The sequence below is a fragment of the Cryptosporangium sp. NPDC048952 genome (assembly GCF_043197895.1).
GTDB lineage: Bacteria > Actinomycetota > Actinomycetes > Mycobacteriales > Cryptosporangiaceae > Cryptosporangium.
On record NZ_JBICTY010000001.1, the window covers coordinates 560,503 to 586,619 of the forward strand.

Below are 26,117 nucleotides of genomic sequence, written 5' to 3' on the forward strand. Positions count from 1 at the left end.
CTGTGAATTCTTCGTTCTTCGACGTCGACGAAGTTACGGAGACACCGGGGTGTGGCACGTCCCTCCAGGACGGACACCTTCGGGTAGCTCGCGCGGGGGACACGCGCCGTCAGGCGAGGCGGTGCAGGAGCCCGATCGCTTCGTCACGGGGCAGCGACGCTGCCGAGGTGAACGCCGCGTCGTACGCGACCGGGCCCAGCGCTTCGCGGGCCGTCTCGGCGATCGGCGGTAGTCCGGGGTAGTTCGCGGCCTGCCCGCCGCGCAGCGCCGGCACCAGCCCGAGCAGAGTCGCGGCGGACGCGGCGTCACCGGAGACCATCGCGATCCCGGCCAGCCCTTCCGCGATGTCCGCGGACACCGGCGAGTAGGACTGGACGCCGCTGACCAGCGCCGAGCGGTGCCGGTCGCGGGCCCGCGCGGTGTCGCCGGTGGAGTACGCGACCCAGCCGAGCCCGATCAGCAGCAGCGCCCGCACCTCGTTGGCGATGTATCCGGCGCCGGTCAGCTCGGTCAGCCCCTGCTCGTAAAGGCGGCCGGCTCCCTCGGCGTCGCCGCGCAGCCAGCGCACGTGTGCCTGCCCGGCGAGCGACCTGGCGTGCAGGTCCGACACCCCGGCGCGGCCGCCGAGCTCGGCCGCGTGCCGGTACAGCGCGTCGGCGGTCTCCAGGTCACCGGTGCGGGCGGTGTTCGCCGCGCGGCGGCAGAACAGGCCACCGCGGTCCTCGACGGACTCCAGCTCGACCGCGAGCCGCATCGCTTCCTCGTTCAGCGCGAGGAAGCGTTCCTGCTCGCCGCGCGCCTCGGCGAGGTCGGCGAGCTCGGTGAGCGCCATCGTCTCGCCCCACCGCTCGCCGACCGCCCGGAAGCCGGCCAGCGACGACTCCAGGCAGCGCAGCGCTTCGTCGATGTCCCCGCTGGTCATCGCCCGCATGTACGCCATGCCGAACTTCTGCAGCGCGGCGGTCCACGGATCGAGGTCCGGCACCTCGTACCAGACCTCGAGCTTGGCGAACTCGGACTCGGCGGGCGGCCCGGCGCTGAGCGCGACCAGCACGTTGACGAACGGCAGCCGCGGCGGTCGGTACATGTCGTTCGGGTCGGTCGGCCAGAGTGCGCTCTCGGTGGCCCAGCTGCCCTCGTGCCCGGCGAGCCGTGCGGCGAGGACACACATCGCGTGTTCCTCCTCGAGACCCTGCGGCGGCCGGGACCCGACGTGTTCCAGCAGGTCACGCGCCAGCGCGGCGAACTCGCTGCGCCGGCCCCGGATCCAGGACCACATCGCGAGCGCGGCGGCCAGGCGCAGCCCGGCCGCCGGATCCGCGGTGCCCGACCAGCGCGCCGCCGAGTGCAGGTTGTCGCGCTCGGAATCGAGGAGCGCGGCCCAGCGCAGTTGATCGCTGGTGCGCAGGGCGGCGTCGCCGGTCAGCGCCAGGTCGAGGAAGTACTCGGCGTGCGCGCGGCGGAGCTGTTTGAGCTCCCCGGCCTCGGCCAACCGCTCCTCGCCGAACACCCGGATCGTCTCGAGCATCCGGTAGCGGCCGTCGGCGAACTCGACGAGCGACTTGTCGACCAGGCCCGACAGGGAGTCCGGGTCGGTCGGCCCGCAGACCCGGTCGATCGCCTCCAGCGTGGCGCCGCCGGCGAACACGGTGAGCCGCCGGGCCAGCGTCCGCTCGTCGTCGTCGAGCAGGTCCCAGCTCCACTCGATCGCGGCGCGCAGCGTCCGGTGTCGGGCCGGAGCCGTGCGCTCACCCCGCGACAGCAGCCGGAACCGGTCGTCGAGCCGGGACGCCACGTCGCCGAGCGACAGGCTGCGCAGTCGTGCGGCGGCCAGCTCCAAGGCCAGCGGTTGTCCGTCGAGCGTGCGGCAGATCCGCACGACGTCGCCGGCGCTCGTGACGTCGACGACGAAGTCGGGAAGAGCCGCGGACGCGCGATCGGCGAACAGCCGCACGGCGGGTGCGTTGCGGATCCGCTCCGGCGGATCCCCCTCGCCCGGGAGGCCGAGCGCGCGGACCGGCAGCAGGTTTTCGCCGGTGATGCCGAGCGGCTCCCGGCTGGTGGCCAGCGCGCGGAGCGACGGGCACCGGCGGAGCAGGTGGTCGACGAGCGTCGCGGCGGCGTCGATCAGGTGCTCGCAGTTGTCGAGGATCAGCAGCGTCGGGTGGTCGGTGAGCACCGCGACCAGGCGGTCCAGCGGATGGGCGGCCGGAACCACGGGACGCAGGCCGCTGTCGCGCAGACCGAGCGCGTCGAGCACGACCTGTTCGATCTCGGCGCCGGTGGTCACCGCCGCCAGCTCGATCAGGTAGCTCTCGCTCGAGTGCCGATAAGCGGCCTCGATCGCCAGGCGGGTCTTCCCGGCGCCGCCGGGACCGGTCAGTGTCACCAGGCGGTGGTTGCCGAGCAGCTCGGCGATGCGGGCCAGCTCGGGCTCCCGGCCGACGAAGCTCGTGAGCTGCGCCGGCAGGCGCTTGGGCGGTGCGGCGCGGTGTTCGGGCGCACGCAGGATGGCCAGGTGGGCCTCGCGAAGCTCGGCAGAGGGATCGGTGCCCAGCTCGTCGGCGAGCGTGCGGCGGGCGTCCTCGAACGCCAGCAGTGCGGCGGCGCTGTGGCCGGTGGCGTGCAACGCCTGCATCAGGTGGACGCGGAACGACTCACGCAGCGGGTGTTCGGCCACGAGCGCCCGCGCCTCGGCGACCAGGTCGTCGGAGGCGCGGCCGAGCCGGAGCTGGGCGGCGACGCGGGCGTCGAGCGCGTTCGAGCGGATGTCGTCCAGTTCGGCGGCGGCGGCCCGAATCGGAGCGCTGTCGCCGGCGCCGGCCAGCGCGGGGCCGCGCCAGAGGCCGAGCGCCTCGGTGAGCAACGGCACCGGATCGGCCACGGACGTGGCCTCCGCGACGAGACGCCGGAAGCGATGGGCATCGACGTCGTCCGGGTCGACGGCCAGCCGGTAACCGGCCGGGTGGAACTCGACCACCGCTGTGTCGCCGAGCAACTGCCGCAGCCGCGACACCTGCGACTGCAGTGCGTTCGTGGCGCCGGCCGGCGGCGTGGTGCCGTAGACGCCGTCGATCAGCCGCTGGGTCGGAACGACCCGCCCGACCTCGGTGAGTAACAGCGCGAGCGCGGTGCGCAGTCGGGAACCGCCGACGGCGATCGTCCGCCCGTCAGCCGTCTCCACCTGGATCGGGCCCAGGATCGCGAACCTCACAGCCCAGATTCTTCCGTAGAGGGGTCGAATTCGGTGGGCGGTGGGAAACGGGTGACACGAGTGTGCACGATGGTGTCGTGGAGCAGACGACCGGCGTGTTGGTTCCCGCGCCCGAGAGGGATCCGTCGGAGAACCGCATCGGCCCGCGCCCGGGCAGCGGCACACGGACCATCGTGCTGCTCGCCGGTGCCTCGACGGCGATGCTCGTCGTCGCGATGGCCACGATCCTGGCCGCCGGGCTCTCGTTCTGGCGCGCGTCGGAACCCGCCGCGGCGGAGCCGCTGGCCAAGAGCTATTCGGGCAACCTGGCGGCCGACCTGCGGATCGCGCCGGTGACCTCGGCCACCGAAGGTGGCTGCACTGACGGCGGCACACCCGGACGCTTCGCGGGATGCTTCACGCTCGGGGACGGCGGGATGGTGGTGACCGTCGTCGAGCGCGTGAGCACCGCGCTCCAGGGCGGCAAGTGGGTCGTGCAGCTGCGGTTCTCCAGCGCCGACACGGTGGCGCTCCGCGCGCTGACGACGCAGAGTCAGCAGATCGCGCTGGTGCTGGACGGAACCGTGCTCACGGCGCCCTCGGCGAAGAAGCCGATCACCGGTGGCGAGCTCCAGATCTCCGGCGACTTCACGAAGAAGGACGTCGACGCGATGTTCGCCGAACTCACGGAGCGGTGAGCACCCGGTCCAGCTCGCCGAACAGCACGCGGTCGAACGTCGAACGGGTGCTGCGCAGCGGCCGCCGTGAACGGGCCGGCGCCACGACGTGGTCCGCGACCACGATGCCGACGTCGGCGTAACCGCACTCGAGCAGGCAGAGCTCGCTCGGAGCCTCGGTGAGCACGAGCGCGACCGGCGCGAACGCCAGGCAGGCCCGGGCGAGGGACAGCGCCTGGCGCCACGACCCGCTCACCGGAACCAGCACGCCGGCCAGCCCCGACTGTCCGTCGCGGCCGTCGGAGACCACCACGGTCAGGTCGGTGTCGCGCACACGGACGCCGTCCACCGGCGTTCCGTGCCACCCGAGCGCCGTGACGACGCTCTCCTCACACGTAGGGCTCGCAGTCACGACGCTCCTTCTGTCTTCGAGTTCGGATCAGCCGACCGGTGGCGCAGCGGCTACCGGACTACCGCGCCACCGACCGGTAACCGGCACTACGTGGCGGACGGCACGAACGTTCACCGTAGACCGTTGACCGAACGGAGAGTTCCCAACCGGGGGGAAGTGCATGCGGCGGTATCGAATTGTCCTGCTCGCGACTGCTGTGGTCGTGATGCTGGGGGCGGGCGTCACGACCCTGTTACTGCGGGGTGGCCCGGAGCCCGAACGTCGCTCCGTCGCGGTGCCGAAGCTGGACGGCTCGCTGTACGACGACGGTGGCCAGGCCGCCGCCTGGGTGCGGGCGAACCCGGACGATCCGAACGCCGGTGTCATCGAGGAGAAGATCGCGAGCGTGCCGCAGGCGGTCTGGATCACCGGTGGTGACGACCCCGCGAAGGCGAAGACGCAGGTCACCCGGACCGTGACCGCGGCGGGGACGGCCGGTGAGGTGCCGGCGCTCGTGGCGTACGCGATCCCCGACCGCGACTGCGGTGGAGCCGCCGCCGGTGGGTCGCCCGACGGCACCGCGTACCGCGCCTGGGTCGACGCGGTCGCCGCCGGTCTGGGGCCGGAGCCGTCGATCGTCGTCCTCGAACCGGACGCGCTGGCGCAGATCGACTGCCTCAACCAGGCGAAGCGCGACGAGCGCAACGAGCTCCTCACGTACGCGGCCAGGACGATCACCGAGAAGGCGCCGAAAGCACAGGTCTACTACGACGCCGGCAACTCGAAGTGGAAGCCGGCGGCCGAGATGGCGTCCCGGCTCGCGGCCGCCGGCGCGAACGACTACGGATCCGGCATCTCGCTCAACGTCTCGAACTTCCGCCCGACGGGTGACGAGGTCGGGTACGGCAAGCGGATCCTCGACGGGCTCGCGGTCGACGGTAAGAAGATCGTCGTCGACACCTCGCGCAACGGCGCCGGAGCGGCGGCCGACAACGAGTGGTGCGACCCGGCGGGCCGCAAGATCGGCCGGACGCCGACGCTGGACACCGGCGACGAGGACGTGACCGCGTTCCTCTGGGTCAAGCGGCCCGGGGAGGCCGACGGCTGCGCCGCCAACGCCGGCACGTTCGTCCCTGACCTGGCCACCGCGCTGGCCGAGGGCGCCTGACCGACAGAAATCCTCATCGTTCGCCGCCAACGGCCGATGGAACGGCATGCGAGGCGCTCCGGTCGGGCTGCGTCCGGTGCTCAACCTGCTCGACCGTCTCCGGACGACGGCCCGGTTGACGCTGGTCATCGTGTTGCTGGTCGTGCCGGGTGCGATCGCGACCGTCGAGTACGCCCTTCGTGAGGGCGGCCAGATCGCGTTCACGAGCGCGGAGCGCGACGGTGTGCGGGTTCTCCGGCCGACGTTGCACGCGATGGCCGCGATGGTCGGCGGGGGCGACGCCGATCTCGGCGCGGTCCGGTCGGCGGTGGGCACGGAGTCCCAGCTCGGCCTCCAGGACGAGGTGAACGCGATTCCGGACGGCGGTGCGGACACTCCGGCCGCGCGCCTGGCCGCGGCTCAGGCGTTCCTCGTGCTGATCACCGAGACAGGAAACGCGTCGAACCTGATCCTCGACCCGGACCTCGACTCGTTCTACGTCATGGACAGCCAGGTCGTGCAGCTGCCGCGCATCCTCGAGGCCGCTGCGGCCGCCGCCGCGGCGACCGGCAGGCCCGGCAGCTCCGAGCTCGTCGCGGCCAGGGCGGTGCTGGCGGGTCAGTTGTCCACCGCCGCCGAAGCGCTCCGCGCCGACGTGAAGACCGCCGTCGCGCAGACCAGCGCGCCCGGCCTCGAGTCCAGGCTGGCCGACCTCGGGCAGCTCGCGGACGAGGCGGACGCACTGGCCGGCCGTCTGACGGCGGCGCTGGGCGCCATCGGCGCGGACGTATCCGGGGTGGCGGACGGCGCCGGGGACGCCATCGACGCCTCGGAACAGGCCCTGGACGGGTTGCTCCAGACCCGCGTGGAAGGCCTGCAGCGCGGCCGGACGATCGTTCTCGCCGTCACCACGATCGGATTCGCCCTCGCGTTCTGGCTCGCCGCTGCCGTCTGGTGGCGCAGCAGGCACGACGTCGCACTGGCCCTGGCGGGAGTGCGGGCGATCGCCGACCGGGACTACCGCGACCACGAACTGCCCGGCGGGCGGGACGAGTTCGGTGACATCGGTCGTGCGCTGCTGCAGGCTCGGGAGCGCCTGGTCGAGCAGGACGAAGCGCTGAAAGACGCCCAACGGCAGCAGGAGCAGCAGACCCGGGAGAACTTCGCCCAGCAGCGGCGGGCCGAGAAGCAGGCCAGGCAGCTGGCCCAGCAGCTCATCGAGGAGAGCGCCGAGGCCCTGAACACAGAGCTCAACGACGTCGCCGTGGCGGTCGAGGAGGTACGCACCTCCGCCGGGTCGATCCACGAGCGCGTCGACACGGCTGACGGTGTCCTGCGGTCCCTGCTGGCCGACGCGGGGAACGCCGACGCGGTGACGACGGCGCTCGGGGAACGCCTGCAGCGCGTCGCCGGCATGGCCAAGATCATCGCGTCGGTGGCCGACCAGACCAAGCTCCTGGCGCTCAACGCGACGATCGAAGCCGCGCGGGCCGGTGAGGCCGGGCGTGGCTTCAGCGTCGTGGCCAACGAGGTCAAGGATCTGGCCGCCACCACTGCCCATTCCACCGACGAGATCACCGGCACGATCCAGGCGTTGGAGCGCGAAGCGACAGCGGTGTCGACGATGATCAACGCGATGACGACCGGTATCGGCGGCGTCGACGAGGCGACCGGTGCGCTGCTCGGTGTCGCGGACGAACAGCGCGCCACGGTGGCACGGATGGACCAGCGGCTGGCGAACGCGCTGGACCGGGTCCGGGCGATCGGTGACCTGCGCAACATGATGGAGCGGCGCGGGGACGAGCGGGTGCCGATGTCGGGGACCCTCGTCTTCTCCGATGGCGGTCGTCGCGTCGAGATGCGGATGAAGGACCTGAGCCAGGGTGGCGTGCGGGCCCTGCTCGAGCCGGGTGACGTCCTCCAATCCGGAGCGAGCGGGACGGTGGAGGTGCCCGTTCCCGGCGTGCCGCCGCTCGACGCCGACCTGTTGCGACAGGACGGGCATGAGGTCGTCTTCCATTTCCGGGCGGCTCCACCGGCTGCTCTTGCCGAGTTCCTCGACGCCCAGCTGGTCTGAGGTGTCACGAAGTCGGTACCGGTTTCGTCCTGGTAGAGGAATCCGAACGAGGAGGACTCACGATGGACGTACTGGTGGTGGGCGGTACCGGTGAGGCCGGGCGGGCGACGGTGGTCGCGCTGGTCGAGCGGGGGCACACCGTCCGGGTGCTGAGCCGATCGGGCACGACGGACGTACCGGGCGCCACCGGCTATCGCGGTGACCTGACCACCGGCGCCGGGCTGCACGAAGCCATGGCCGGCGTCGAGGCGGTCGTCGACACGTTCAACGTCACGACCCAGTCCTACGACGTCGCTCGGAAGGCGTTCGTGGGTTCGACCGAGCGGTTGCTCGCGGCCGAGGTCGAGGCCGGTGTGAAGCACCACGTGCTGCTCTCGATCGTCGCTATCGACGGCTCGTCGTTCCCGTACTACCGGGCCAAGGTGGACCAGGAGCAGGCGGTCGTCGCCGGGCCCGTGCCCTACACGATCCTGCGTGCGACCCAGTTCCACGAGTTCGCGGGTCAGTTGGCGACCCAGACGAAGTTCGGTCCGTTCGTCGTCGTGCCCACGATCGTCACGCGGCCGGTCGCGGTGTCCGAGGTCGGTGAGGTGCTCGCCGACGTGGTCGAGGCTCCGCCGGCGGAGCGGGCGCCCGACCTGTTCGGTCCGGCGGTGCAGAAGATGCCCGACATGGTTCGTCGCACGTTGCAGGCGCGCGGGGTGCGGGCTCTCGTCATTCCGGTGCCGTTGCCCGGGAAGGTCGGGGAAATGATGCGCTCGGGCCGGATGGGCGGCAACGGCGTCGGCCGGCGCAGCCATGAGACGTTCGACGAGTGGGTCCAGGGGGAACCGAGGAGGGCATGACCGTCTACGGCGTGCACGCGTCCCACGAACAGCTCCACCCGTCCGACCTGCTCGCTGCAGTGGCCAAGGCCGAAAAGCTCGGCTTCACCGCGGCCATGTCGTCCGACCACTTCTCGCCGTGGAGCGCCCGGCAGGGCCACTCCGCGTTCGCGTGGTCGTGGCTGGGCGCCGCCCTGCAGGCGACCGACCTACCGTTCGGCGTGGTCAACGCGCCCGGGCAGCGGTACCACCCGGCGATCATCGCGCAGGCGATCAGCACGCTCGGCGCCATGTTCCCGGGGCGGTTCTGGGCGGCGCTCGGGTCGGGTGAGGCAAGCAACGAGCACATCACCGGTGAGCCGTGGCCACGCAAGGACCTGCGGAACGCGCGGCTGCGGGAGTGCGTGGACATCATCCGGGCGCTGCTCGCCGGTGAGGAGGTCAGCCATCAGGGGCTGGTCACCGTCGACCGGGCGCGGCTCTGGACCCGTCCGGAGGTCGAGCCGGCGCTGGTCGGTGCTGCGGTCAGTGAAGAGACCGCACGGTGGTGCGCGGAGTGGGCGGACGGGTTGATCACCGTCGGGGCTCCCGTCGAAAAACTGCGCCGCATGATCGACGCCTATCGCGACGCCGGTGGGCGCGGGCCGATCAACCTGCAGATCCATCTGAGCTGGGCGGAGACGCACGAAGAGGCCGAGGCGATCGCGCTCGACCAGTGGCGGAGCAACGTGTTCGATCCGCCGGTGTGCTGGGACCTGGACATGACCGACCACTTCGACGTGGTGTCGGAGGAGGTCGGGATCAACCAGGTGCGCCGGGTGGTGAACGTGAGCTCGGACCTCGGACAGCACACCGCCTGGCTCGCGGAGTACGCGGCGCTGGGCGTCGATGGGATCTACCTGCACCACGTGGGGCAGGACCTCGACCCGTTCCTGGACGCGTTCGGGGCCAAGGTCCTGCCGCAACTGGACGTCACCAAGGCCCCGGAGGCCCGCTCCCTCCACGAAAAGCCCGAAGAGTCGACCGCCCCCGGCGGCCTCCAGTCGGGAGAGGGCCCTCAGCCAACAGGCCAGCCTGTTTCTTAGGGGGCGGCCCGCCCAGAACGATGCTGCCAGGCGAGCGCGGACCCTTGAGGATTACCTATACGCGGCGGGTCCGCGCTCGACTGGCCCCATCGCCCTGGGCGGGCTCCAGGTTAGGACTTGCGAGCGCCTTCGGCGCTCGGTCAGCGGCGCGCCCGGCGGCCGCGGTTCGCGTCGCTGCGGCGCGGGGTGGGGGTGGGTGGGAGGCGGCGGGTTGCTGGCCAGTGGACGGTCAGCTCTCCGCCGATGGGGAGGGCGCGCCAATCGGCTTCCGCGCGGCGGAGGGCTGAGACGGCCAGTTCGATGGAGGGGATGTCGGGGGAGTCGGGCCGGGTGGCGAACCATTGCTGGTGGAGCGTGGTGAGCTCGCTGTCCTTCGCATGAGCGGCGGCCTCGACGAACCCGCCGATCAGCTCGGCCCGCTGCAGCCGGTCCCGGTTCGCCCGGATGAGCTGAGCCGACCGCTCCGCGGCGTGCGGCGGACGACGTCCGGACACGTGCTTCATGCTCTGGAACACGACCCCGCCCGCGATCGCGCCCCAGATCCCGTCCTCGATCCGCAGCGCGTCCTCGACCGTGAAGTGCACCAGATCATGCGGAATCGCCGCCGTGATCGGGCCGCCACCCATCCGGTACACGACGTGGTCGTCACGCTCGATCAGAACGTGACCCCACTCGTGGTCCGGCAGCCGTACAAAAGTGACCTTCACCCCTCAATGGTCACCGGCCGAGCAAATCCTTTATGACGCCCAGCAGCCGATCGTCCGCACCGGGCGCCGAGCCCAGGAACAGATGCGGCTCGATCAGCTCCGCCTCCATGACGATCGGCGACCCGGCGTCGTCCAGTACGAGATCGATCCGTCCGTACACCGGAGTCTCCGGTGCAGCCGCCAGCACCGCCTGCGCCACCGCGTGCTCCGCGGCGGTCGGCTCGTACGACTGCACGTCCGGATGCGCGTGCTCCCCACGCACCCCGGTCACCGCCGAAAGCACCGCCCCCTTGACGATCGAGTGGCTGAACTCGCCACCGAAGTAGACGAGCGCCCGCTCCCCGTCGGTCTCGACCCGGTGCTGGAACGGCTGCACCATCGCGGTGTTCCCCTCGGCGTGCAGCCACTCGACGTGCGCGGGCGCCGCCGACAGGGTCCCGCCCCGGAACCGCCGGGCCATGCGCGCTCCGGAGCCGACCGTCGGCTTCACCACGAAGTCGCCGTAACCGGGCAGGGCCACCGGCTCGCCGGGCGCGAGGTACGTCGTCGGCACCGTCGGGACCCCGGCCGCGAGCAGGTCACCGAGGTACGTCTTCTCCGAGTTCCAGTGCACGATCCCGGGCCCGTTCACCAGCCGTGTCACGGCGGCTGTCGCGTCCGCCCACGCCAGGAACCGCTCGAGGTGGCTCGGGTAGTTCCACGTCGACCGGATCAGCGCCAGGTCGAAGTCGCCCCACGTCACCGCCGGGTCGTCCCAGCAGGCCACGTCCGCGGTGAGGCCCGCGCGTTCGGCGGCGGCCTGCAGAACCGGGAGTTCGACGTCCTCGGGGATCGGTAGTTCGGTGGCGGTCACCAAGACGATTCGCATACGTGCGACGTTACGGTGCGGACTGTGAGTGACCTTCCGGACCTTCCCGTGCGCTCGGCGCTGCCGCGCATCGTCGACGCGCTGGAGGGCGGCGGTGCCGCGGTGCTCGTCGCGCCGCCTGGCAGCGGCAAGACGACGCTGGTGCCGCTGGCGCTCGCCGCCCGTGTCGAGGGGCGGATCGTCGTCGCCGAGCCGCGGCGGGTGGCGGCGCGGGCCGCGGCGTCGCGGATGGCGTCGCTGTTGGGGGAGCGGGTGGGGGAGACCGTCGGGTACACGGTGCGCGGCGACCGGAACGTCGGGCCGCGCACCCGCGTCGAGGTCGTGACCACCGGTGTTCTGGTGCGGCGGCTCCAGCGGGACGCCGAGCTGCCGGGCACGAACGTCGTGATTCTCGACGAGTGCCACGAACGGCATCTGGACTCCGACCTGGGGCTGGCGTTCACGCTCGACAGCCGGGCTGCCCTCCGCCCCGATCTGGCGTTGCTGGCGACGTCGGCCACCGCGGCGTCCGAGCAGTTGTCGGCGGTGCTGGGTGGGGCGCCGGTGTTGGAGGTGCCCGGGTCGCCGCACCCGGTGGAGACGGTGTGGTGTCCGCCGCCCGTGCCGCTCGTCGGGCGTTCGGTCCCGCGGTTGCTCGACCACGTGGCGACGGTGGTGCGGCGGGCGCTCGGTGAGACCGCCGGGGACGTCCTGGTGTTCCTGCCGGGGGTTTACGAGATTTCGGCGGTGGCGCGTCGGTTGGCCGGGGTTTCCGTGGTGACGTTGCACGGGCGGTTGCCTGCACGGGAACAGGACGCTGTTCTCCGGGCCAGTGCGGAGCGGCGGGTGGTGCTGGCCACGGCGGTGGCGGAGAGCAGCCTGACGGTTCCCGGTGTGCGGGTGGTCGTGGATGCGGGGCTCGCACGGGTGCCGCGGTTGGATCAGGGGCGTGGGCTCGGGGCGTTGGTGACGGTTGCGGTGTCGCGGGCCACCGCGACGCAGCGCGCCGGGAGGGCGGGGCGGGAGGCGCCTGGGACGGTTTATCGGTGCTGGTCGGAGGCGGATCATGCGCGGTTGCCCGCGTGGCCGGAGCCGGAGATCGCGGCTGCGGATCTGACCGCGTTCGCGTTGGATCTGGCGTGTTGGGGGACACCGTCCGGGGAAGGGCTCGCGTTGCCCGATCGTCCGCCGGCGGCGGCGATGGAGGTGGCGACCGAGACGCTCCGGGCGCTGGGGGCGGTGGACGCGTCCGGGCGGGTGACGCCGCGTGGGCGCACGCTCGCGGGGATGGGTGTGCACCCGCGCCTGGCCAGGGCCCTCCTCGACGGCGCCCCCGCGGTAGGCGACCGCCGCGCCGCCGAGGTGGTCGCCCTCCTGTCCGACGACACCCTCACCGGCAACTCCAGCGACCTGGTCGCGGCGTGGCGCCTCCTCCGCGACGGCTCCGCCGCCGCACTGACACGCCGCTGGCGCGAAGAAGCAAAGCGCCTAGCCGCGTCCGCCGCGGACGCGCGCAGCGGCGCGGATGGCGCGGATGGCGCGCGCAGCGGTGCGGGTGGGGGCGGCGCAGGCGCGGGTGGCGCGCGTGCGCAGAGTGGCGCGGGCGCGGATGGGGGTGGGCGGCAGCCCGGCTCCGGGCTGCCCGATGACATCGCGGCTGGGTTGATTGTGGGGATGGCTTATCCGGAGAGGTTGGGGCGGGTTCGGGTGGGAGGTGGGCGGACCTACCTGATGGCCGGGGGGACCGCGGCGGATCTGGGGGAGGGGGCGGGGCTCGGCGGGGCGCCGTGGCTGGCGATCGCGGTCGCGGACCGGTCACCGGGGTTCGCCAACGCGCGGATCCGGCTCGCGGTCGCGATCGACGAGGCCACCGCGGTCGAGGCCGGGACCGCCCTCCTCACCTCGGAGGACGAGGTCCGCTGGACCGACGGCGAACTGATCGCCCGCACGGTGGACCGCCTCGGAGCGATCCAGCTCGCCGAACGATCACTGGATCCGGACGCCCACATACGGGCGGACGTCGTCCTGAATGGCGTAATCAAAGAAGGCCTGAACCGGCTCAAGTGGGGAACGGATGCGCGCGCCCTGCGGGAGCGCCTGGCGTTCTGCGCCGCGGCCCTCGGCCCGCCGTGGCCGGCGATGGACGACGAGTCGCTGCTGGAACGAGCGGACGAGTGGCTCGCGTCGGACCTCACCGATGTGCGCCGACGCGCGGACCTGCAGAAGATCGACGTGGTCGCGGCGCTGCGCCGCCTCCTCCCCTGGCCGCAGGCAGCACACCTCGACGAACTGGCCCCCGAGCGGATCCAGGTGCCGAGTGGCTCCCGGATCCGCGTCGACTACAGCGATCCGACCGCCCCGGTGCTCGCGGTGAAGGTGCAGGAGGCGTTCGGCTGGGCGCGGACACCGACGATCGCCGGCATCCCGGTGCGCCTGCACCTGCTCTCACCAGCCGGCCGCCCAGTGGCGGTGACCTCCGACCTGGAGTCGTTCTGGCAGAACGGCTACCCGAGCGTCCGAGGCGAACTCCGCGGCCGCTACCCGAAGCACTCCTGGCCCGAGGACCCTACGACGGCCACCCCGACTAGACGGACCCGCTAGCCGGCGGGGCGTAGTCGTCGAGGATGCCCAGCATCTCGGCGAGACTGCGCAGCTCCGCCTCGAACATCGGCCCGGCGTCGGACAGCGCGAACTTGAGCTGCCCGAACACCTCCATCGACACCGTTCCGTAGAGACGGATCCACGAGCTCAGGAACACCTGCGTGACGCCGAGGGGCAGCGGCTGCGGAAAGCAGTCATTCCACTCCTGGAGCTGGGCTTTCAGCGCGGGCTCGATCTCGCCGTCGGCCGGGATCGGAAACGGCCGGGTCAGGAACAGCTCGGTGATCAGCTCGCCGAACACGTTTCCGAACCGCTCACCGGTCGGGTCGACGCTGCCGTCCGGCGGCCGGTCGAGCCCGATCGCCGAGCTGGTGAAGACGAGCGTGAACTCGGCCGGGTACGCGACCGCCCAGCGGCGGAACTCCCGGCTCGTCGCCAGCAGCTTCGCGACCAGGTCGGGTTGGGTGTCGCGGACCTTCTCCAGCGACTCGGTGAGCTCGCCCTTCAGCTGATCGACGAGCGCCGCGATCAGGTCCTCGCGGCTGGCGTAGTAGCGGTACAGCGCCGGTGCGGACATCCCCATCGCCCGCGCGATCGCGCGGAGCGACAGGCCGTCGTAGCCGTCGGACACCAGCATCCGGCGTGCCGTGCTCTGGATCTCGTCGACCGTTTCGGCCCGGAGTCGTTCCCGCCGGGTGAGCGGTGCGGTGGTCATCCGGTGCTCCCTTCTGCGACGCAGGCCCGAAGCCTACGCGAACACCTGTTGTTCCGCGAACGGAAGTCTCTCTGCGAACAGGATTGCTTTAGTTAACGATGTATGCAAGGTTATCAGTCGTACAGCGGCTTACAGTGTTCGCGATGCGATCAGGGATCGCACTTAGTGCCCGAGGGGGCAGTGATGTTCGAGCGGTTGGGACGGACGATGGTCCGGCGCCGGTGGTGGGTACTCGGCCTGGCGGTGGCGTTCATCGCGTTCGCCGGCATCTGGGGCACCCAGGTCTTCGGCAAGCTGGTCGGCGGCGGGTTCGACGACCCCGCCAGTGAGAGCTCCCGCGCGTTGACCCGCGCCGAGGCCGAGTTGGGACGGGACGGCAACGACGTGCTCGTGCTGTACCGGAGCTCGACGCTCACCGCCGACGATCCGGCCTTCCAGCAGGCGGTCACGTCGACGCTGGCTGATCTGCCGTCGGACGTCGTGACGGGGACGGCCACCTACTGGTCGACGAAGAGCCCGACGTTCGTGAGCAAGGACAAGCACTCGTCCTTCGCGGTGATCACGCTGGCCGGTGACGACGAAGAGACGCGTACCGACCAGCTCGAGAAGATCGAGGGTGACCTCGCGGCGCCCGGTCTCGAGTCGGAGGTCGGCGGCTCCACCGCGATCAACCGGGACATCAACGAGCGGGTGTCGGCCGACATCGCCCGTGCCGAGACGCTCTCGATGCCGGTGCTGCTGATCCTGCTCGTCATCATCTTCGGCAGCCTGGCCGCGGCGAGCCTGCCGCTGGCCGTCGGCGGCCTCGCGATCCTCGGCGCATTCACGGCGCTGCGAGGGCTGAGTTACCTGACCGACGTCTCGATCTTCTCCGTCAACGTCGTGACGATCCTCGGGCTCGGTTTGGCGATCGACTACGGCCTGTTCATGGTGGGCCGGTTCCGGGAGGAGCTCGGCCGGGGCCTCTCCGTCGAGGACGCGGTGGCGCGGACCATGGGCACCGCCGGGCGGACGGTCGCTGTGTCGGGGGTGACGGTCGCGGTCTCACTGGCCGGGCTGTTGATCTTCCCGATCACGTTCCTGCGCTCGATGGGTCTCGGTGGCCTCTCCGCGGTGCTGATCGCGATGGTGGCGGCGCTGACCGTGCTGCCGGCGCTGTTCGGGGTGTTGGGGCATCGGGTGGATGCGCTGTCGGTGCGCCGGCTGTTCCGTCGTTCGCGGGCGTCCTCCGAGGTCGAGCACGGCTTCTGGTACCGGCTGGCCCGCAGCATCATGCGCCGCCCGGTGATCTACACGGTCGGTGTGCTCGCGGTGCTGCTGATCGCCGCGACGCCGTTCCTGCGGGTCGAGTTCGGCGGTATCGACGCCAGGGCGCTGCCGGCCGGCACCGAGAGCCGGGTCGTCTCCGAGACGCTCAACCGCGACTTCGTCCAGAACAGCCAGGCTCCGATCGACGCGATCGTGACGTCCTCGTCCGGGCTCGACCAGTACGTGGCGGACGTTCAAAAGGTCGACGGCGTCACCGGGGCCTCGGTGACCGCAGCCGAGGGTTCCACCGCTCGGGTTTCGATCACGTACGACGGCGATCCGATCTCGGCGGAGTCCCGCGAGCTGGTTTCTCGGATCCGGGACGTTCCCCCGCCGCCCGGTGGCGAGGTGCTGGTCGGTGGGCAGACCGCCGCGCTGGCCGACCAGCTCTCGACGGTCGGCGACCGGCTGCCGTGGATGGCGCTGATCGTGGTCTCCGCGACCTTCGTGCTGTTGTTCCTGGCCTTCGGCTCGCTGGTGCTGCCGGTGAAGGCGATCATCATGAACGTGCTCTCGCTGGGAGCGTCGTTCGGTGCGCTGGTGCTGATCTTCCAGGAGGGTCACCTCTCCGGCCTGCTGAACTTCACGTCGACCGGCACGCTCGAGGCGACGCAGCCTATCCTGGTGCTCGGGATCGTGTTCGGGCTCTCGATGGACTACGAGGTCTTCCTGATGTCGCGGATGCGGGAGGAGTACGACCGCACCGGCGACAACACCCAGGCGGTCGCGATAGGCCTGCAGCGCAGCGGCAAGATCATCACCAGCGCCGCGCTGCTGATCCTGGTCGTGATCGGGCTGTTCTCGATCTCCGGCATCACGTTCATCAAGCTGATCGGCGTCGCGATGCTGATCGCGGTGCTGGTGGACGCCACGATCGTGCGGGCGCTGCTGGTGCCGGCCACGATGCGGCTGCTCGGCGATCTGAACTGGTGGGCGCCGGGGCCGCTGCGCCGGGTGTACGCCCGGTACGGGATCCACGAGGAGGGGCCCCCGGCGCCGCCGGCGGCACCCGTCCCGGTCGGAGCCAGTAGCTGACAGTCCGTACCCCTTCGCTGCGGCCCCGCGCTTCGTGTGCGGGGCCGCAGCGCGTGGTGTCCGGCGTCCCGCCGCGCCGGACGCGAACGTGAGGGTTTCGCTCAGATTTTGGAATTTCCGGACGAACAGGAGAATTGGGGACGTGTCCGCTCCCCACGCATGCGGGAGGGTGGATGAGCTCGCGACCCTCGGCCAGGGCCGCGGTGTGGCCCGCACCGGCCTCGGCGGCGACCGGGTGGTCCCCGCAGCGGCACCTGCTGGTCACGATCGCGTGGTGCTTCGGGGCGCTGGTGATGGTCGTCCACACGGCGTGGATCTACGCCGGGCACCCCGAGGTGTCCCCGGCGCGTCTGTGGTCGGACGGTGCTCCGTTCGCCGTGACGCTGCTGCTGGCGGCGGCCGTACTCGCCGCCCGCGCGATCACGGTTCGCTACCAGCGCCTGGCCTGGACGTTCTTCGCGGTCGGTGTCGGGCTCAACGGGGCCGGCTACTTCGTCTACGACGTCGTCGGCTGGGCCGGGCGGGTGCCTTCCGCATCGCTCGCCGACGTCGTCTGGTTCCCGGTGCTGCCCTGCTTCACCGCGGGCATCTGGACGCTGGCCAGGGCGCGCGTCGGGGCGGTGCGACCCGAGGTGTACGTCGGCGCTGGTTCGGTAGCGCTGCTCGCGGCGTCGATGTTCGCCGCGTTGGTGGGGCGCGAAGTGCTCGCCTGGGACTCCGACGGCCTGCGGGCCACGGCCGTCAACCTGTACTACCCGACCGTCGACATGGTGATCATCGGCTCGGTCTCCGCGGTGCTGACGCTCGCCGGTGGCCGGCTCGGCCGCGCGTGGGGCCTGATCTACGTCGCCGTGGTGCTCACCGTGTTCGGAGACGCCTGGCTGGCCCGCCTGGTCGCCGAGGGCGGCACCGGCGTGGAGCGGCTCGACCCGCTCTGGTCGTTCGCCGGGCTCCTGATCGCCGCGGCGGCCTGGCAGGTTCCGCGTCGCCTCACCCACCAGCCGCTGGGGCTCACCGAGCTGCTGACGCCGCTGGTCAGCATGGTGGTGGCCGTGCTGATGCTGATCGTCGCCGAGTTCGCGCACCTGCCGTCGACAGTGCTGGTGCTGGCCACCGGCGCGATCGTGCTCTCCACCGTGCGCATCGGGCTGAGCCTGCGTTCGATCCTGGTCGCCGCGGAGTTCCACCGGCTCGCGCTCTCCGACGACCTGACCGGTCTGTACAACCGGCGGGGCTTCCTGCGTGGCGTCGAGGAGGCGCTGGCCGGACGGGCGCCGACGGCGGGTGTCCGGGCGGTGCTCATGCTCGATCTCGACCACTTCAAGGACATCAACGACGGGCTCGGGCACCAGACCGGCGACAAGGTGCTGTCCGCGGTCGGCGCCCGGCTGGCCGGTGCGCTCGCGCCCGAGGACCTGATCGCCCGGCTCGGCGGCGACGAGTTCGCGATCCTGACGACGGTGCCGGCCGGGCAGTCGTTCGAGGCTGTCGTCGCCGGTCTGTTCCAGGCCGTGCGTCAGCCGCTGCAGGCCGGCCGGATCTCGCTGCCGATCGACGTCAGCATCGGGGTCGCTGTCGAGTCGGACGCGCCGGACGGGACGCCGGAAGAGCGCGCGCTGGAGCTGTTGCGCTGCGCCGACATGGCGATGTACCGGGCCAAGGCCGAGCGGCAGGGCTGGGCGCGGTACGACCCGCTGGGCTCCGACCAGCAGCGGGACTCGCTGGAGCTGGCCGGTGAGCTGCGCGCGGTGCTCACCGGCACACCGCTGACCCCGGCGGTGGCTGCCGACCCGGAACGGTCGCTGGCCCCGCACAGCGCCGACTGCGGCTGGCTCGAGCTGCACTACCAGCCGCTGGTCGCGGTGTCCGGAGCAGAGGGGATCCGCGCCGAGGCGCTGGTGCGGTGGGTGCACCCGCGGTACGGGATGGTGCCGCCGGACCGGTTCGTCGGCCTCGCCGAGCGCATCGGCCTGGTGCCGTACCTGACCCGGCACGTGCTGCAACTGGCGCTCGACCAGGTCGCCCGGTGGCGGGCGGAAGGTGCGCCGGTGACGGTCTCGGTGAACCTGTCCGCTTCCGACATGGCTTCGCCGACGCTGATGGACGAGGTGCTGGACGGGCTGGCCGCGCGGGGGTTGCCGCCCGAGGCGCTCACCGTGGAAATCACCGAGCAGACCGCGATCGGTGACCTCGACACCGGCCGGGACGCGCTGGCGGTGCTGCGCCGGGCCGGGCTCGGGGTCGCGATCGACGACTTCGGCACCGGGTATTCGGCGCTGTCGTACCTGCAACGATTGCCCGCCACCGAGCTGAAGCTGGACCGGTCGTTGACCACGAAGATCCTCGAGGACCCGGCCGCGGCGGCGATCGTCCAAGCGTGCATCGACCTGGCCCACACCCTCGGGCTGGAAGTGGTCGCCGAGGGGATCGAGACGCCGGAGCTGGCGGACGCGCTCGTCGACCGCGGGTGCGACTGGCTGCAGGGCTGGCTCTTCGGCCGTCCCACGCCGGCCGGCCCGACGCCGGCGGTACCGGTCTACACGCGGGCGCCGGCCGCCGATCGGGTGGCGAGCGGGGCCTGACTCCGCGGGCCGACGGGCGCTTCGGAGGCGCGCTACCGTGGGTGATCGGATTGCAGAACCCGAGGAGCCCGCGTGGACCATCTGGTCGCCCACGTGCGCGGGCTCGACCGGGACGCTCTGGCCGCGCTCATCGCCGCCCGTCCGGACGCCGCTGCGTGGCCCGAGCCGCGGACGCTCACCGACCTCGCCCAGCGCCTCGGCGCTGTGCACTCGGTGCAGCGTGCGCTCGGCCGGGTGAACCGCGCCGGCCTGCAGGTGGCGGAGGCGATGGCGGCCCTCGGTGGGGTGGCCACCGAGGAGCGGCTGTCGCAACTGCTCGATGTGGACGACGTCGAGCTGTTCGCCGAGACGCTGGCGACGCTCAGCGCACTGGCCCTGGTGGTTCGTGCGGAGGACGGCTCGCTCGTGCTCGTCGCGCCGTTGCGTCTGCTCGCCGAGCCGCTCGGGCTGGGGGTGCGGCTCGGTGGAGTGTTGCCGTTGCTCACGATCGATCGGCTCCGGGCGATCGCCCAGCTCTGGGTGCCCTCACCTGCTCGGCGCAAGGACGACGTCGTCGAGCAGGTGCTCGCCGCGGTGGCGGACCCGGCGCGGGTGCGGGAGGTCGTCGCCGGGTTGCCGCCGGACGTGCGGGAGCTGCTGCACGGCCTGGCGTGGAACGGGCCGCGGGCGGCGACGTTCGATCGGTCGTACCACTGGTGCGTGGAACGGGGTCTGCTGACGCAGATCAGCTGGGACTACGTGGAGCTGCCCGGGGAGATCGGGCTCGCGCTGCGGGGGCCCGACTACCGTGCGCCGTTCAGCGTGCCGCAGCCGTCGCCGGTGTCGGGGGTCGTCTCCGCGGAGGATCTGATCGCGGCGGGGACCGCCGCTGTCACCCAGACGTTGGCTGACACCGAGCGTCTGCTCGAGTTCTGTGAGCGGACGCCGTTGGCGACGACGAAGGCCGGGCGGGTGACGGTCCGGGAGACGAAGCGGGCCGAGAAGGCGGTCGGGGGCGCGTTCGGGGCGCTGTTGCCGGTGGTGCTCGCGGCGGGGTTGCTCGGGACGTCCGAGGGCGACGTGACGCTCACCGAGCGCGCCGACGCGTGGCGGGACGCCGAGCCGGCTTCGCGGCTCGCGACTCTGGCGGCCGGGTGGTGGGAAAGCCCCGACGACGTGGTGTTGCGGCACCGGTTGGTGTCTTATCTGGCGTCGCTGCCGGAAGGTGCCCGCGCGGACGACGTCGACGCTGTCGCGGCGGTGTTGTCGTGGCGTCATCCGATCGCTGTCGCGCCGACGCCCGTCGACCAGGAGACGGTCGCGGCTCGCGCCGCGGTAGCGCTGTCCGAAGCCGAACGCTTCGGCGCCGTCGCACTGGGCGCCGCCACCCCGGTGGCCCACGTCTTGGCCTCCGGCGTCCTCGACGGGCTGGTGGCTGCGGCGGGGGTATTGGTGCCGGAGCCTGTGGCTGTGGTGACGTTTCAGTCGGATTTGTCGGCCGTGGTCGGTGGAGTGCCGGCGGGGTGGCTGGCTGCGTTGCTCGATGGGGTTGCCGAGCGGGAAGCGGCTGGGGCGGCGTCGATTTGGCGGTTCTCGCCGGCTGGCGTGCGTGGGGCGCTGGACCGCGGGGTCGACGCGGATGCCCTACTCGCCGAGCTCGCGCAGGTAGCGACCGGCGACCTGCCGCAGGCGCTGGAGTACCTCGTGCGTGACGTCGCCCGCAGGCACGGGCACGTGCGGGTGGCACCCGCCGCGAGCGTGGTTTGCGCGGACGACGAGGCGCTGCTCGCCGAGCTCGTGGCCATGAAGTCGCTGCAGGCGTTGCGGCTGCGCGCGGTCGCCCCCACCGTGCTGGTGTCGGCCGCGGACCCCGACGAGACGCTCGCCGCCCTCCGCGCCGCCGGATACGCCCCGACCGGCCTGACCGAGGGCGGCGGTGCCATGGTCGAGCGGCAGGTCCGCAGGCGGGCGTCCGCCCCTCAACCCTGGACACCGCACTCCGAAAACCCCCCACCCGATGCCGAAGCCCTCACCGACCGCTTGCTGTCCGCCCAAGAAGCCACCGCGACCGCAGCCACCGCGACCGCGGCCACCGCGACCGCAGCCGCCGCCCGCGACGCCGCTGCGGATCCGGCCGCGCGAAGGGCCGCCGCGCGCGGGAGCGCCGCGCGGGAGAGCGCTGATCCGTGGGTGGGTGCTCCGCGCACGGCGGCCGAGGCGCGGGCGGACCTCGCGGCCCGCCACCCCGACCTCGTCGTGTCCCGCCAAACCGACACCCTGACCCCGCACGAACGCGAAATCCTCCTCGACGCCATCGAGACCGGCGCCGCGATCCGCATCGACTACGTCAGCGCAACCGGCCGAAACACGTCCCGCGTGATCGAAAAAGCCGAGCTCACCGGCGACGCGGTGATCGCCTGGTGCCACCTGCGAACCGCCGAGCGCATGTTCGTCCTGTCGAGGATCCAGGGCGTCGAGCCCGCCTGAGCCCCACACTATTCACTGAGTAACTAGTTGACGCCGCTATTCACTCAGTGAATAGTAGAGCCGTGTCCACGCCACAGGTCCTGCTCGCGCTCCTGGCAACAGGAGCCCGGCACGGCTACGACCTCAAGCACGCCTACGACGCCCGCTTCCCGAAGGCGCGCCCGCTCGCGTTCGGGCAGGTCTACTCCACCCTGGAGCGCCTGACCCGCGACGGCCTCGCCAGCGAAGCGGGCGTCGAACGCGTCGACGGCCCCGACCGCACCGTCTTCGCGATCACCGACGCCGGCCGCGAGTCGCTACGCAACTGGCTCGACGTCGTCGAGCCCCCTGCCCCGCACGTCACGAACGCGCTCTTCATGAAAGTCGTCGCTGCGCTCCTGGTCGACGAGGCGCCCGGCGCAGAGGGCGGCCTCGCTGTCACCTACCTGCGCGCACAGCGTCGGGCACACCTCGCGCGGATGCGCGACTTCACGGCGGTGAAAACCGCCGACGGCACCTCGGTCGGCGAGGTACTCGCCGCCGACTACGCGCTGGCCCATCTCGACGCGGACCTGCGCTGGATCGATCTGACCCTGTCTCGGATGACGGCGCTGCGCCAGGAGGTACTCGCATGACCACGAACGTCCTCACCGGCACCGATCTCGAGCTGGCCTACGGCAAGACGCCGGCGTTGCGAGGTGCCTCCTGTGCCGTGCGGGCGGGTGAGATCGTCGCGATCACCGGCCCGTCCGGGTCCGGGAAGTCGTCGCTCCTGCTCTGCCTGGCCGGCGTCCTGGTTCCGGACGCCGGCAGTGTGATCTACAACGGCAGCGGCACCTACGACGGTCGGCGCATCGACCAGCTCTCGGAGGGCGACCGCTCCCGGCTGCGCCGCACCGAGCTGGGCGTCCTGTTCCAGTTCGGACAGCTGGTGCCCGAACTCCCGATCGCGGAGAACGTCGCACTCCCGCTGTTGCTCTCCGGCGCCCGCCGGAAGGCGGCGCTGGCAACGGCGACGGAGTGGCTCGACCGATTTGGCGTCGCCGACCTGGCGGCCCGGTACCCCGGCGAGGTCTCTGGCGGTCAGCGGCAGCGGGCCGCGGTGGCCCGCGCCCTGGTCACCAACCCCCGGGTGCTCTTCGCCGACGAACCGACCGGTGCGCTCGACTCGCTCGCCGGCGAACAGCTGCTCACCCAGCTGACGCGGGTGGCCAGGGAAAACGGCACCGCGGTGCTGATCGTCACGCACGAGGCCCAGGTGGCGGCGTACGCCCAGCGCGAGATCGCGCTCTGGGACGGCGCCGTCGTCGACGACGGCCTGACCGACGACGACGTTCCGCAGCCCGTCGCCACGTTCGACGACCCAGACACCAGGGAGGGCTGACCCGTGCGACTTCCCGTGTTGCTCCGCCTTGCCGTCACCGGCAGCCGGCTCGACGGTTTCCGCATCGCGCTGACCACGTTCGGCGCGGTGTTGGCGACGCTCCTGCTCCTGTCCGCGGCCAGCGTCCTCGCGATCGAGGGCGACGCCGACTACACCAACGGCCTGCTCGCTCAACCCGGCCTGCGCCCCGGTGTCGTCGCGGCGCTGATGCTGCTCGGCATCCCGGTGCTGTTCTTCGTCGGGCAGTGCGTCCGGGTGGGTGCCCCGGCCCGGGACCGGCGGCTCGCCGAGTACCGGATGGCCGGTGCGACGCCCGGTCAGGCCATCAAGCTGGCCGCCACCGAGACCGGCGTGTCCGCCGCGGTCGGCATGGTGATCGGTCTCGCGGTGTTCCTGATCGGTCGCGTCGTGCTCGACCGGGCCGATCCGCCGCGTCCACTGCCGACCGACGTGCTCCCGGCCTGGTGGGCGTTTCTCCTGGTGGTCGTCGCGGTTCCGCTGGGCGGCGCGCTGGTGGCCGCGTTGGCGCTGCGTCGCAGCACGCTCAGCGCGTTCGGCGTCGTGCGGAACCGGCCGGCCCGGGCGCCGAAGATCGCGCCCGCGGTGATGTTCTTCGGTGGCGCCGTCGCGCTGGTGATCCTGGTCTCGACGTCCCGCTACCTCGACGGTGGCGCGGCGTGGTGGGCCGCGATGCTCGCGTTCCTGCTGCTCGTCGTGACGCTGCTCGGGCTGGTGCTGGGTGGTGCGGCGCTCTCCGCGATGATCGGCGGCCGGGTCGCGGCCCGGGCCAAGAGCCCTGCGCTGCTGCTCGCCGGGCGTCGGCTGGTGGCCGATCCGTGGGCGGCGAGCCGTACGCTGCCCACCGTGCTCGCAGCGGTCGTGATTGGCGCGGGTGCGATCTCGATGCGTGCGGCGGGGGCCGCGGACCAGGCCGCGCAGAGCAGGCTGTACGGCTCCGACGCGGGCCCGGTGGACCCGTTCTACGACCGGGCTTTCGCGCTCGCTCAGCTCGCGGTCTGGGTAGCCGTCGTGGTGGCGGCAGGTGGGCTGCTGGTCGCCACTGCAGAACAGATCCTGGAGCGACGTCGGACGCTGGCTGCGCTCAGCGCCCAGGGCACACCGACCGGGGTGCTGGCCAGGGCGCTGCTCTGGCAGACCGCGTTGCCGCTGGTGCCGGGGGTGGTGCTGGCGACAGCTGTCGGGGCGGTCGTGGTGCGGGCCCTGTACGCGTCGAGTTCGTACACGCAGGACGTCGACGGGCGCCAGGTCACCGTCCACCTGGAGAACCTGACGCCCTGGGCCGGGCTGGTCGTGCTCACGCTCGGCACGGTGCTCGTGACGATGGCGGTCTGTGCTCTCGGTCTGCTCCTGCTGCGGCGCGCGACAGCTGTCGACGAGCTCCGCGCCACCTAGAAGGACCTGCCCATCTAGAAGGACCGCAGGGCCTGGCTCAAGGCGACCGCTTCGGGGGTGGTCGGCGCGGTGCGGCGGAAGAACGTCGTGAGCGCACCGACCGGGTCGTCGGTGGAGGCCGTGGCGGCGAGCGCCTGCTCGCCGCCCGGCTTCAGCCAGGGGGCGAAGATCGGTGGGCCGCCGTCCGGGCCCGGGAGACTGGTGCCCGCGAGCACCAGCGCCGCCTCGTCGGGTGGGATCACCCACTCGGTGTCGGTGGCTTCGGCCAGGTCGCGGCCGTGGATCAGGATCTCGGCGAGGATCACGGAGCTGACCGGCGTCACCGTGGCGCGGGTGCCGCCGTGGAAGCGGAAGCTCATCTCCGAGGGGAACGCGCGGAGCACCGCGAAGCCGGCCGGACCGTCCTGGTCGAGCAGCTCGGCGAGCACCGTCAGGTCGCGCTCCGGCGTCTCCGCCAGGACCGTCGCGTTGAGCGCGGCTGTCTCCGCCGGCGACGCACTCCGCCGCCGGTCGCCCAGCGCGCGCCGATACACGGTCAGTACATGAGCCACCAACTCGCCCACCGTCCACTCCGGCGTAGCCGCCACCCGCCGGCCCGCCAACCCGGGGTCCAGTTCCCGCACCAGCGCGACGAGCCGCGCGTGCGCACGAGGCAGCGCGCTCTCGATCTCCTGACGGAGATCGACAGCACGCGCGCCCCGCGCGGCGGGGCCATCTGCCGCGCCGCGCGCGGCGGGGCCATCTGCCGCGCCGCGCGCGGCGGGGCCATCTGCCGCGCCCCGCGCGGCGGGGCCATCTGCCGCGCCCCGCGCGGCGGGGATCTCTTCGCTGCCGACGGCGGCGGAATTGTCAGTGGGCATGTCGGCCTCCCGATGCTCCAGGGTTGAGTAGGGGCAGCGTCTACTCAACTCTGGAGTAGTGTCAAGCTCCGATGCCTACCGAACCCACCACCAGCTCCTACGCGCTGCTCGGCCTGCTCGCGATCCACCCCTGGACCGCGTACGACCTCACCCGCCAGGCAAAACGCAGCATGCGGCTGTTCTGGCCGCGCAGCGAGGCTCACATCTACGGCGAGGTGAAACGCCTGGTCGGCTGGGGCTACGCCACTGCTTCCACCGAGCGCACCGGCAACCGTGAACGCACCGCGTACGCGATCACCCCCGCGGGCCGCGACGCCCTCCGCACCTGGCTCGCGACCCCTCCCGCCGGGCCACAGCTGGAGATCGAGGGCCTGCTCCGCCTCCTCCTCGCCGACCAGGGGGACAAGTCCGATGCGCTCCGAGCCGTGCGCACCACCCGCGACGCGGTCACCACCAGCTACGGCATCGGCATCGAGCAGATGCGCGCCTATGTGGAGGGCGACGGCCCGTTTCCGGACCGTGTGCACCTGGTCGCCCTCCTCGCCCGCTTCTACGCCGACTTCGCCGAGGCGATGCTCGACTGGTGCGACGTCGCGGAGGCCGAGATCGACGCCTGGCCGGACGTCCGCGGCGTCGGACTGACCGAACCCACCCGCCACGCGCTCGAGGAGGCGATCGCCCGGTACGACCGCCGTGCGCACCGTGCGCGTCAGATGACGTAAATTCTCGCTCGTCGCAAGGACACGAACTCTGGTTGTGCACTCCATCCAGCGTTGGTCAGTCAGGTGGCCAGCGAGACCTCATCCGGCCGGATGAGGAAGCGCCG

Annotated in this window: 19 protein-coding genes; 13 read left to right on the top strand and 6 right to left on the bottom strand. The window is 72.0% G+C overall.

The features are described 5' to 3' along the window. Positions 1-109: 109 nt before the first annotated feature. Positions 110-3,214 (bottom strand): BTAD domain-containing putative transcriptional regulator, encoded by a 3,105-nt coding sequence (locus ACGFY5_RS02615; RefSeq protein ID WP_392716533.1) that lies wholly within the window; start codon positions 3,212-3,214, stop codon positions 110-112. A gap of 77 nt (positions 3,215-3,291) precedes the next feature. On the opposite strand from ACGFY5_RS02615, the gene ACGFY5_RS02620 reads away from it, so the two are divergent. Then, on the top strand, positions 3,292-3,891 hold the full coding sequence (locus ACGFY5_RS02620) for a hypothetical protein (protein WP_392716535.1): 600 nt from the start codon (positions 3,292-3,294) through the stop codon (positions 3,889-3,891). Here ACGFY5_RS02620 and ACGFY5_RS02625 read toward each other — a convergent pair. After that, complete coding sequence (locus ACGFY5_RS02625) at positions 3,878-4,282, bottom strand: hypothetical protein (RefSeq protein ID WP_392716537.1); 405 nt, start codon at positions 4,280-4,282, stop codon at positions 3,878-3,880. The two genes, ACGFY5_RS02620 and ACGFY5_RS02625, sit on opposite strands and share 14 nt — an antisense overlap. A gap of 160 nt (positions 4,283-4,442) precedes the next feature. On the opposite strand from ACGFY5_RS02625, the gene ACGFY5_RS02630 reads away from it, so the two are divergent. The 4 genes from ACGFY5_RS02630 (at position 4,443) to ACGFY5_RS02645 (ending at position 9,394) form a co-directional block, all read left to right on the top strand. Further along, entirely contained in the window at positions 4,443-5,429 is a 987-nt protein-coding gene (locus ACGFY5_RS02630; protein WP_392716540.1) for a glycoside hydrolase family 6 protein, read from the top strand. A gap of 46 nt (positions 5,430-5,475) precedes the next feature. Beyond that, entirely contained in the window at positions 5,476-7,485 is a 2,010-nt protein-coding gene (locus tag ACGFY5_RS02635) for a methyl-accepting chemotaxis protein (RefSeq protein WP_392716542.1), read from the top strand. Positions 7,486-7,547: 62 nt separating this feature from the next. Beyond that, the gene (locus ACGFY5_RS02640; RefSeq protein WP_392716544.1) at positions 7,548-8,330 is read left to right on the top strand and encodes an SDR family oxidoreductase; all 783 of its coding nucleotides are present in this window, start codon (positions 7,548-7,550) and stop codon (positions 8,328-8,330) included. Then, positions 8,327-9,394: a TIGR03885 family FMN-dependent LLM class oxidoreductase gene (locus tag ACGFY5_RS02645; RefSeq protein WP_392716546.1), complete on the top strand. Its 1,068-nt coding sequence runs from the start codon at positions 8,327-8,329 to the stop codon at positions 9,392-9,394. The genes ACGFY5_RS02640 and ACGFY5_RS02645 overlap by 4 nt, the downstream gene beginning before the upstream one ends. Positions 9,395-9,534: 140 nt before the next feature. Here ACGFY5_RS02645 and ACGFY5_RS02650 read toward each other — a convergent pair whose 3' ends face one another. Together ACGFY5_RS02650 and ACGFY5_RS02655 are read right to left on the bottom strand one after the other, a co-directional pair. Next, on the bottom strand, positions 9,535-10,101 hold the full coding sequence (locus ACGFY5_RS02650) for a hypothetical protein (protein WP_392716548.1): 567 nt from the start codon (positions 10,099-10,101) through the stop codon (positions 9,535-9,537). Between the two features lie 10 nt (positions 10,102-10,111). Beyond that, positions 10,112-10,969, bottom strand: a complete 858-nt coding sequence (locus ACGFY5_RS02655; protein ID WP_392716550.1) for a RimK family alpha-L-glutamate ligase — start codon at positions 10,967-10,969, stop codon at positions 10,112-10,114. 24 nt (positions 10,970-10,993) lie between these two features. Between ACGFY5_RS02655 and ACGFY5_RS02660 the strand changes: the two genes are divergently transcribed. Beyond that, on the top strand, positions 10,994-13,549 hold the full coding sequence (locus tag ACGFY5_RS02660; protein WP_392716552.1) for an ATP-dependent RNA helicase: 2,556 nt from the start codon (positions 10,994-10,996) through the stop codon (positions 13,547-13,549). Here ACGFY5_RS02660 and ACGFY5_RS02665 read toward each other — a convergent pair. Next, complete coding sequence (locus ACGFY5_RS02665) at positions 13,533-14,264, bottom strand: TetR/AcrR family transcriptional regulator (protein WP_392716554.1); 732 nt, start codon at positions 14,262-14,264, stop codon at positions 13,533-13,535. The genes ACGFY5_RS02660 and ACGFY5_RS02665 overlap by 17 nt on opposite strands. A 183-nt stretch (positions 14,265-14,447) precedes the next feature. Here ACGFY5_RS02665 and ACGFY5_RS02670 point away from each other — a divergent pair, with 183 nt between their 5' ends. The 6 genes from ACGFY5_RS02670 (at position 14,448) to ACGFY5_RS02695 (ending at position 24,431) form a co-directional block, all read left to right on the top strand. Then, positions 14,448-16,607, top strand: a complete 2,160-nt coding sequence (locus ACGFY5_RS02670; protein WP_392716556.1) for an MMPL family transporter — start codon at positions 14,448-14,450, stop codon at positions 16,605-16,607. Positions 16,608-16,780: 173 nt separating this feature from the next. Further along, positions 16,781-19,189: a putative bifunctional diguanylate cyclase/phosphodiesterase gene (locus ACGFY5_RS02675; protein WP_392716558.1), complete on the top strand. Its 2,409-nt coding sequence runs from the start codon at positions 16,781-16,783 to the stop codon at positions 19,187-19,189. A gap of 72 nt (positions 19,190-19,261) precedes the next feature. Then, on the top strand, positions 19,262-21,655 hold the full coding sequence (locus tag ACGFY5_RS02680; RefSeq protein WP_392716560.1) for a helicase-associated domain-containing protein: 2,394 nt from the start codon (positions 19,262-19,264) through the stop codon (positions 21,653-21,655). 62 nt (positions 21,656-21,717) lie between these two features. Further along, positions 21,718-22,269, top strand: a complete 552-nt coding sequence (locus tag ACGFY5_RS02685; RefSeq protein ID WP_392716562.1) for a PadR family transcriptional regulator — start codon at positions 21,718-21,720, stop codon at positions 22,267-22,269. Further along, positions 22,266-23,018, top strand: coding sequence for an ABC transporter ATP-binding protein (locus ACGFY5_RS02690; protein ID WP_392716564.1), 753 nt, complete (start codon positions 22,266-22,268; stop codon positions 23,016-23,018). The genes ACGFY5_RS02685 and ACGFY5_RS02690 overlap by 4 nt, the downstream gene beginning before the upstream one ends. Before the next feature lie 3 nt (positions 23,019-23,021). Then, positions 23,022-24,431, top strand: coding sequence for an FtsX-like permease family protein (locus ACGFY5_RS02695; RefSeq protein ID WP_392716566.1), 1,410 nt, complete (start codon positions 23,022-23,024; stop codon positions 24,429-24,431). A 14-nt stretch (positions 24,432-24,445) separates the two neighbouring features. On the opposite strand, the gene ACGFY5_RS02700 is transcribed toward ACGFY5_RS02695, so the two are convergent. After that, the gene (locus ACGFY5_RS02700; protein ID WP_392716568.1) at positions 24,446-25,291 is read right to left on the bottom strand and encodes a maleylpyruvate isomerase N-terminal domain-containing protein; all 846 of its coding nucleotides are present in this window, start codon (positions 25,289-25,291) and stop codon (positions 24,446-24,448) included. Between the two features lie 71 nt (positions 25,292-25,362). On the opposite strand from ACGFY5_RS02700, the gene ACGFY5_RS02705 reads away from it, so the two are divergent. Continuing rightward, positions 25,363-26,013 (top strand): PadR family transcriptional regulator, encoded by a 651-nt coding sequence (locus ACGFY5_RS02705; protein ID WP_392716570.1) that lies wholly within the window; start codon positions 25,363-25,365, stop codon positions 26,011-26,013. Positions 26,014-26,117 lie beyond the last annotated feature (104 nt).